Consider the following 8703-nt stretch of genomic DNA (forward strand, 5'->3'; position numbering starts at 1 on the left):
ACTTTTCAGTTACCAGCCCGGCGGTTAAAACACGCTGTAGCTGGTGGCGATATTTCGTTAGCTTGATTTCAGGATAATTATGAGCAAGAGCACCGCTGAGATCCGTCAGGCGTTTCTCGACTTTTTTCCATAGTAAGGGACATCAGGTAGTTGCCAGCAGCTCCCTGGTACCCCATAACGACCCAACTTTGTTGTTTACCAACGCCGGGATGAACCAGTTCAAGGATGTCTTCCTTGGGCTCGACAAGCGTAATTATTCCCGCGCTACCACTTCCCAACGCTGCGTGCGTGCGGGTGGTAAACACAACGACCTGGAAAACGTCGGTTACACCGCGCGTCACCATACCTTCTTCGAAATGCTGGGCAACTTCAGCTTCGGCGACTATTTCAAACACGATGCCATTCAGTTTGCATGGGAACTGCTGACCAGCGAAAAATGGTTTGCCCTGCCGAAAGAGCGTCTGTGGGTTACCGTCTATGAAAGCGACGACGAAGCCTACGAAATCTGGGAAAAAGAAGTAGGGATCCCGCGCGAACGTATTATTCGCATCGGCGATAACAAAGGTGCGCCATACGCATCTGACAACTTCTGGCAGATGGGTGACACTGGTCCGTGCGGCCCGTGCACCGAAATCTTCTACGATCACGGCGACCACATTTGGGGTGGCCCTCCGGGAAGCCCCGAAGAAGACGGCGACCGCTACATTGAGATCTGGAACATCGTCTTCATGCAGTTCAACCGCCAGGCAGATGGCACGATGGAACCGCTGCCGAAGCCGTCTGTAGATACCGGTATGGGTCTGGAGCGTATTGCCGCCGTGCTGCAACACGTAAACTCCAACTATGATATCGACCTGTTCCGTACGCTGATTCAGGCGGTGGCTAAGGTGACTGGCGCGACCGATCTGAGCAATAAATCGCTGCGCGTTATCGCTGACCACATTCGTTCTTGTGCGTTCCTGATCGCGGATGGCGTAATGCCGTCCAACGAAAACCGTGGTTATGTACTGCGTCGTATCATTCGTCGCGCAGTGCGTCACGGTAATATGCTGGGCGCGAAAGAAACCTTCTTCTACAAACTGGTTGGTCCGCTGATCGACGTTATGGGCTCTGCGGGTGAAGACCTGAAGCGCCAGCAGGCGCAGGTTGAGCAGGTGCTGAAGACTGAAGAAGAGCAGTTTGCCCGTACTCTGGAGCGCGGTCTGGCGCTGCTGGATGAAGAGCTGGCAAAACTTTCTGGTGATACGCTGGATGGCGAAACTGCTTTCCGCCTGTACGACACCTACGGCTTCCCGGTTGACCTGACGGCTGACGTTTGCCGTGAGCGCAACATCAAAGTTGACGAAGCTGGATTTGAAGCAGCAATGGAAGAGCAGCGTCGTCGTGCGCGCGAAGCCAGCGGCTTTGGTGCCGATTACAACGCGATGATCCGTGTTGATAGCGCATCTGAATTTAAAGGCTATGACCATCTGGAACTGAACGGCAAAGTGACCGCGCTGTTTGTTGATGGTAAAGCGGTTGATGCCATCAATGCAGGCCAGGAAGCTGTGGTCGTGCTGGATCAAACGCCATTCTATGCAGAATCCGGCGGTCAGGTTGGCGATAAAGGCGAACTGAAAGGCGCTAACTTCTCCTTTGCGGTGGAAGATACGCAGAAATATGGCCAGGCGATTGGTCACATCGGTAAACTTGCTGCGGGTTCTCTGAAAGTGGGCGACGCGGTACAGGCAGATGTAGATGAAGCTCGTCGCGCTCGTATTCGTCTGAATCACTCCGCAACGCACCTGATGCACGCTGCACTGCGTCAGGTTCTGGGTACTCATGTCTCCCAGAAAGGTTCGCTGGTTAATGACAAGGTGCTGCGTTTTGACTTCTCGCATAACGAAGCGATGAAACCAGAAGAGATTCGTGCTGTCGAAGATCTGGTGAACGCGCAGATTCGTCGTAACTTGCCTATTGAAACCAACATCATGGATCTCGACGCGGCGAAAGCGAAAGGTGCGATGGCGCTGTTCGGCGAGAAGTATGATGAACGTGTACGTGTGCTGAGCATGGGCGATTTCTCCACCGAGCTGTGTGGTGGTACTCACGCCAGCCGCACCGGTGATATTGGTCTGTTCCGTATCATTTCTGAATCGGGTACTGCTGCAGGCGTTCGTCGTATCGAAGCGGTAACCGGAGAAGGTGCTATCGCCACCGTTCATGCAGACAGCGATCGCTTAAGCGAAGTCGCGCATCTGCTGAAAGGCGATAGCAATAATCTGGCTGATAAAGTGCGCTCAGTACTGGAACGTACGCGTCAGCTGGAAAAAGAGTTACAACAGCTTAAAGAACAGGCTGCCGCACAGGAGAGCGCAAATCTTTCCAGTAAGGCAATTGATGTTAATGGTGTTAAGCTGTTGGTTAGTGAGCTTAGCGGTGTTGAGCCGAAAATGTTGCGCACCATGGTTGACGATTTAAAAAATCAGCTGGGGTCGACAATTATCGTGCTGGCAACGGTAGCCGAAGGTAAGGTTTCTCTGATTGCAGGCGTATCTAAGGACGTCACAGATCGCGTGAAAGCAGGGGAACTGATTGGTATGGTCGCTCAGCAGGTGGGCGGCAAGGGTGGTGGACGTCCTGACATGGCGCAAGCCGGTGGTACGGATGCTGCGGCCTTACCTGCAGCGTTAGCCAGTGTGAAAGGCTGGGTCAGCGCGAAATTGCAATAATATAAGTGTCAGGCAATGCCGTGGACTTGCTTCACGGCATTCGCATCGACGCTATCGACAATGATAAAGTCAGGTTGAAGTTGTGTATATCGGCTAAACTTAGGTTTAACAGAATGTAATGCCATGACTGCTTAGATGTAATGTGTTTGTCATTGCTTACTTTTTGGCGTTATATGATGGATAATGCCGGGATACAGAGAGACCCGACTCTTTTAATCTTTCAAGGAGCAAAGAATGCTGATTCTGACTCGTCGAGTTGGTGAGACCCTCATGATTGGGGATGAGGTCACCGTGACAGTTTTAGGGGTAAAGGGCAACCAGGTACGTATTGGCGTAAACGCCCCGAAGGAAGTTTCTGTTCACCGTGAAGAGATCTACCAGCGTATCCAGGCTGAAAAATCCCAGCAGTCCAGTTACTAATCTTTCCGCGTCTCATCTTTAACGGTGAGACGCACCCTCAAAATTTCTCCTTCACTTCATTTTCTTTTCGCGTTACTTCCGTTCATTTAACTTTTGCCTTCATTTTTCTCTATCACTGCTACCTGTCAGAGGCCTGTTTTTCTGTTGATAAAACACTCTTTTTGACGTTTTTTACAGACTAATTGAGCGCGAAGTGTGCAAACGATAAAAGTGTGGGAAAAATTGTTTGACTTATAAGTCTCAGAAAGTAATATGTGCGCCACGCAGCGACGATGAGCGATAAACAAGTTCTTTGAAGCACTCGTAAGAGGCGTGTGGTGAGGTGGCCGAGAGGCTGAAGGCGCTCCCCTGCTAAGGGAGTATGCGGTCAAAAGCTGCATCCGGGGTTCGAATCCCCGCCTCACCGCCATTTGCATCCGTAGCTCAGCTGGATAGAGTACTCGGCTACGAACCGAGCGGTCGGAGGTTCGAATCCTCCCGGATGCACCATCTCTTACTTGATACAGCTTTAGTAGCGGTATCAAAAATCTGCAGTAAAGTAAGTTTCCCGATGCATCCGTAGCTCAGCTGGATAGAGTACTCGGCTACGAACCGAGCGGTCGGAGGTTCGAATCCTCCCGGATGCACCATCTTCTCTGTATTACTCACGATTGATAATCTTCACGGTCTGCAATATTGATGTATGCACCAGGGAGGATAACGTTGCGCCAGCAACGGCCCGAAGGGCGAACGCCAGTGAGTCATCCTCCCGGATGCACCATCTTCTCCAAAAAATTTCCTTCAAAAATATCTCATTTCTAAATAACTATTTTATCCATATCCTGAATAATCTTCCCTTTCGCCATCAGCGACAAAATCAAGCAATTACGCTAAAGTAGCGTCATATTTTTCGACTTGCGAGAAGACCATGTACGAGCGTTATGCAGGTTTAATTTTTGATATGGATGGCACAATCCTGGATACGGAGCCTACGCACCGTAAAGCGTGGCGCGAAGTATTAGGGCATTACGGTCTTCAGTACGATGTTCAGGCGATGATTGCGCTTAATGGCTCGCCCACGTGGCGTATTGCTCAGGCGATTATTGAGCTGAATCAGGCCGATCTCGACCCGCATGCGTTAGCGCGTGAAAAAACAGAAGCAGTAAGAAGTATGCTACTGGATAGCGTCGAACCGCTTCCTCTTATTGAAGTTGTGAAAAGCTGGCACGGACGTCGACCAATGGCTGTTGGAACGGGGAGTGAAAGCGCCATCGCTGAGGCATTGCTGGCGCACCTGGGATTACGCCGTTATTTTGATGCGGTCGTTGCCGCCGATCACGTCAAACACCATAAACCTGCGCCAGACACATTTTTGTTGTGCGCACAGCGTATGGGCGTGCAACCAACGCAGTGTGTGGTCTTTGAAGATGCTGATTTCGGTATTCAGGCGGCTCGCGCTGCAGGCATGGACGCAGTGGATGTTCGCTTGCTGTGAGTGAAGCTTTATCGCTTTTCTCGTTGTTTGCCAGTAGTTTCCTCAGCGCTACACTATTACCCGGTAATTCCGAAGTCGTCCTGGTTGCAATGTTACTTTCCGGGGTAAGTCATCCCTGGGTTTTAGTGTTAACAGCAACAATGGGTAATAGCCTTGGAGGGCTAACTAACGTTATCCTTGGGCGTTTCTTTCCACTGCGCAAAACATCGCGCTGGCAAGAGAAAGCCATCGGCTGGCTGAAACGATATGGTGCAATCACACTATTATTAAGCTGGATGCCCGTGGTTGGCGATTTACTGTGTCTGTTAGCGGGATGGATGCGCATCTCGTGGGGACCAGTAATCTTTTTTTTGTGCCTTGGTAAAGCGTTACGCTATGTTGCGATTGCAGTAGCTACCGTTCAGGGCATGATGTGGTGGCACTAATTGTAGGCCTGCACACATGGCCACCATTACAGTTATGCTAAATAAAACGATTTTGACAGGCGGGAGGTCAATTTGATCCCGGACGTATCACAGGCGCTGGCCTGGCTGGAAAAACATCCTCAGGCGTTAAAGGGGATACAGCGTGGGCTGGAGCGCGAAACTTTGCGTGTTAATGCGGATGGCACACTGGCAATAACAGGTCATCCTGAAGCATTAGGTTCCGCACTGACGCATAAATGGATAACCACCGATTTTGCGGAAGCATTGCTGGAATTTATTACACCAGTGGATGGTGATATTGAACATATGCTGACCTTTATGCGCGATCTGCATCGTTATACGGCGCGCAATATGGGCGATGAGCGGATGTGGCCGTTAAGCATGCCATGCTACATCGCAGAAGGTCAGGACATCGAACTGGCACAGTACGGCACTTCTAACACCGGACGCTTTAAAACGCTGTACCGTGAAGGGCTGAAAAATCGCTACGGCGCGCTGATGCAAACCATTTCCGGCGTGCACTACAATTTCTCTTTGCCAATGGCATTCTGGCAAGCGAAGTGCGGTGATATCTCGGGCGCTGATGCCAAAGAGAAAATTTCTGCGGGCTATTTCCGCGTTATCCGCAATTACTATCGTTTCGGTTGGGTCATTCCTTATCTGTTTGGCGCGTCTCCGGCGATTTGTTCTTCTTTCCTGCAAGGAAAACCAACGTCGCTACCGTTTGAGAAAACCGAGTGCGGTATGTATTACCTGCCGTATGCGACCTCTCTTCGTTTGAGCGATCTTGGCTATACCAACAAATCGCAAAGCAATCTTGGTATTACCTTCAACGATCTTTACGAGTACGTAGCGGGCCTTAAACAGGCAATCAAAACGCCATCGGAAGAGTACGCGAAGATTGGTATTGAGAAAGACGGTAAGAGGCTGCAAATCAACAGCAACGTGCTGCAGATTGAAAACGAACTGTACGCGCCGATTCGTCCAAAACGCGTTACCCGCAGCGGCGAGTCGCCTTCTGATGCGCTGTTACGTGGCGGCATTGAATATATTGAAGTGCGTTCGCTGGACATCAACCCGTTCTCGCCGATTGGTGTAGATGAACAGCAGGTGCGTTTCCTCGACCTGTTTATGGTCTGGTGTGCGCTGGCTGATGCACCGGAAATGAGCAGTAGCGAACTTGCCTGTACACGCGTTAACTGGAACCGGGTGATCCTCGAAGGTCGTAAACCGGGCCTTACGCTGGGTATCGGTTGTGAAACCGCGCAGTTCCCGTTGCCGCAGGTGGGGAAAGATCTGTTCCGCGATCTAAAACGCGTCGCGCAAACGCTGGATAGCATTAACGGCGGCGAAGCGTACCAGAAAGTGTGTGATGAACTGGTCGCCTGCTTCGATAATCCTGATCTGACTTTCTCTGCGCGTATCTTAAGGTCTATGATTGATACTGGCATTGGCGGAACAGGTAAAGCGTTTGCAGAAGCCTACCGTAATCTTCTGCGTGAAGAGCCACTGGAAATTCTGCGCGAAGAGGATTTTGTAGCCGAGCGCGAGGCGTCTGAACGCCGTCAGCAGGAAATGGAAGCCGCTGATACCGAACCGTTTGCGGTGTGGCTGGAAAAACACGCCTGACAGAAAAGAAAAAGGCCACTCGTGAGTGGCCAAAATTTCATCTCTGAATTCAGGGATGATGATAACAAATGCGCGTCTTTCATATACTCAGACTCGCCTGGGAAGAAAGAGTTCAGAATATTTAAAAAAAATTTACCGGAGGTGGCTAAATGCCGTTGTTAGATAGCTTCACAGTCGATCATACCCGGATGGAAGCGCCTGCAGTTCGGGTGGCAAAAACAATGAACACCCCGCATGGCGACGCAATCACCGTGTTCGATCTTCGCTTCTGCGTGCCGAACAAAGAAGTGATGCCAGAAAGAGGGATCCATACCCTGGAGCACCTGTTTGCTGGTTTTATGCGTAACCATCTTAACGGTAATGGCGTTGAGATTATCGATATCTCACCAATGGGCTGCCGCACTGGTTTTTATATGAGTCTGATTGGTACGCCTGATGAGCAGCGTGTCGCTGATGCCTGGAAAGCGGCAATGGAAGACGTGTTGAAAGTGCAGGATCAGAATCAGATCCCGGAACTTAACGTCTATCAGTGCGGTACTTACCAGATGCACTCTTTGCAGGAAGCACAGGATATTGCGCGTAGCATTCTGGAACGTGACGTGCGCATCAACAGCAATGAAGAACTGGCGCTGCCCAAAGAGAAGTTGCAGGAACTGCACATTTAGTTGGTTAGTGCAGAAGCAGCCGGAGATGCAACAGCACCGTCCGGCTTGCCTGGTGCGCTACGCTTATCTGGTTGACGCAGGGAGCATGCCACCTGTACGTGACAGGTGGCAAAGTGGCATTAAAAGAGATATTTCATGCCCAACATTCCCTGGGTATCGCTGTAACCGTTGTCACCCAACTGCTGGGCGACGTTGCCCCACAGTTGCAGATGCGGGGTAATCTGACCTTCCACCCCCGCTTTTAACTCGCCAGTGTTACGTGCGCCGATGATCTCATCGCCGATGTGATCCATCTTCACGCTGTAATTGCGGGAGTTATAAATCCAGTTGGCTTCCACGAAAGGCTGGAAAGAACGCTCTTTATGATCATCAATAGCATGATGACCCTGCAGATACGCTTTCACCCCCAGACGCGTTTGCAGGTTGCCTTCGGTGCTGTCCTCAACAAGCGTGCCATTGTCTTCCGTATGGTTGTCTGCCTTCACATCCATCCACGTCAGTTGCATTTTGGGCTGCAACCAGTAGCTGGTGCGGGCATCAGCGCTTTCACCGAGACGGAAGGTATAACCCGCTTCAATGGCGGCGGTGATGCCGTCAGAGTGATACTTTTCACTGGGCAGATACTCGCCGGAGACGGTGTTATCAAACCAGTTATAGAGCAACCAGCTGTCAACATAAGTCCCTGTTTTGTCTGCTTCATTAGCGTACCAGGTGCCATACACGCCCACACTGTAGCCGTCGATTTGCCCACGTGAGTTGTACCCGGTCAGGCTGGAGTGCGTGTGACTCTTGCTGTTGGCATAGCCAGCCATCAGGCCGAGATGCCAGCGATCGAGTGCGTTACTGCTCCATTGCGCAAGATCGCCGCCAAGTTGCAGAACATAACGGTTGCTCTGAGTGCTCAATTCATCCGAACGATCTTTAAAGCGATTATGTCCGCCAATGTTACGCATCCACAAACTGGTCGCTTTCTGTTCGCCAGTGAGCAGGTCGGTGTATTGTGTTTCCCCCAGACGGTCATGCAGCCGGGTATTAAACAGCGTATTTGCCGCCTGAATATTGGCCAGATAGCTACCAATTTCCGGGCGATACAGATGTTTTCTAACAGGCGGTTCTGGTGTTACAGGTGGCTCAGGTGTCACAGGCGGTTCTGGTGTTGACAGGGGGCTCAGGTGTTACAGGTGGCTCAGGGATCGGGTTCCGGGATGACGGGGAGTACCGGGGTATACGGTCCAGCGGGAATTTCACTGGTTAAAAACCAGTTCTGGTTGTCGCTTTTTACCACGTTGTAGTCATAGGGACCGGCAACAATACGACCTTCTTTACTGAAAACGCCCTCTGACAGCCNGCCAACCTCGACAATTTTTATCCCCTTCCAG

Annotated in this window: 5 protein-coding genes, 3 tRNA genes and 2 pseudogenes; 9 read left to right on the plus strand and 1 reads right to left on the minus strand. The window is 51.0% G+C overall.

Translation table 11 applies throughout. The annotated features are described in order from the left end of the window. The first annotated feature begins 79 nt into the window (after positions 1-79). From alaS to luxS, 9 genes and pseudogenes are all read left to right on the plus strand, one after another. Positions 80-2711: pseudogene (alaS, locus tag CRI63_RS15105) on the plus strand (alanine--tRNA ligase). Between the two features lie 234 nt (positions 2712-2945). Then, a complete protein-coding gene (gene csrA, locus CRI63_RS15110) occupies positions 2946-3131 on the plus strand; it encodes a carbon storage regulator CsrA (protein WP_000906486.1) in 186 nt (61 codons plus the stop codon). A gap of 316 nt (positions 3132-3447) precedes the next feature. Beyond that, positions 3448-3540: transfer RNA gene (locus tag CRI63_RS15115), tRNA-Ser, on the plus strand. A gap of 3 nt (positions 3541-3543) precedes the next feature. After that, a tRNA-Arg gene (locus CRI63_RS15120) sits at positions 3544-3620 on the plus strand. A gap of 63 nt (positions 3621-3683) precedes the next feature. Beyond that, a tRNA-Arg gene (locus CRI63_RS15125) sits at positions 3684-3760 on the plus strand. A 278-nt stretch (positions 3761-4038) separates the two neighbouring features. Next, positions 4039-4605, plus strand: coding sequence for a fructose-1-phosphate/6-phosphogluconate phosphatase (gene yqaB / locus CRI63_RS15130; RefSeq protein ID WP_135410311.1), 567 nt, complete (start codon positions 4039-4041; stop codon positions 4603-4605). Next, a complete protein-coding gene (locus CRI63_RS15135; protein WP_064529936.1) occupies positions 4602-5030 on the plus strand; it encodes a YqaA family protein in 429 nt (142 codons plus the stop codon). Before yqaB ends, CRI63_RS15135 begins: the two co-directional genes overlap by 4 nt. A 72-nt stretch (positions 5031-5102) precedes the next feature. Next, entirely contained in the window at positions 5103-6659 is a 1557-nt protein-coding gene (gshA, locus tag CRI63_RS15140) for a glutamate--cysteine ligase (protein WP_135519997.1), read from the plus strand. A 149-nt stretch (positions 6660-6808) separates the two neighbouring features. Further along, a complete protein-coding gene (luxS, locus tag CRI63_RS15145; RefSeq protein WP_001130211.1) occupies positions 6809-7324 on the plus strand; it encodes an S-ribosylhomocysteine lyase in 516 nt (171 codons plus the stop codon). Positions 7325-7443: 119 nt separating this feature from the next. On the opposite strand, the pseudogene CRI63_RS15150 reads toward luxS, so the two are convergent. Beyond that, a pseudogene (locus CRI63_RS15150) lies at positions 7444-8703 on the minus strand (autotransporter outer membrane beta-barrel domain-containing protein); the annotation flags it as partial.

The organism is Escherichia sp. E2661 (assembly GCF_004745185.1).
GTDB lineage: Bacteria > Pseudomonadota > Gammaproteobacteria > Enterobacterales > Enterobacteriaceae > Escherichia.

What these genes read in the sequence shown, in the direction of transcription:
- csrA (WP_000906486.1), top strand. Translation starts at nt 2,946, where the DNA reads ATGCTGATTCTGACTCGTCGAGTTGGTGAGACCCTCATGATTGGGGAT.
- yqaB (WP_135410311.1), top strand. Translation starts at nt 4,039, where the DNA reads ATGTACGAGCGTTATGCAGGTTTAATTTTTGATATGGATGGCACAATC.
- luxS (WP_001130211.1), top strand. Translation starts at nt 6,809, where the DNA reads ATGCCGTTGTTAGATAGCTTCACAGTCGATCATACCCGGATGGAAGCG.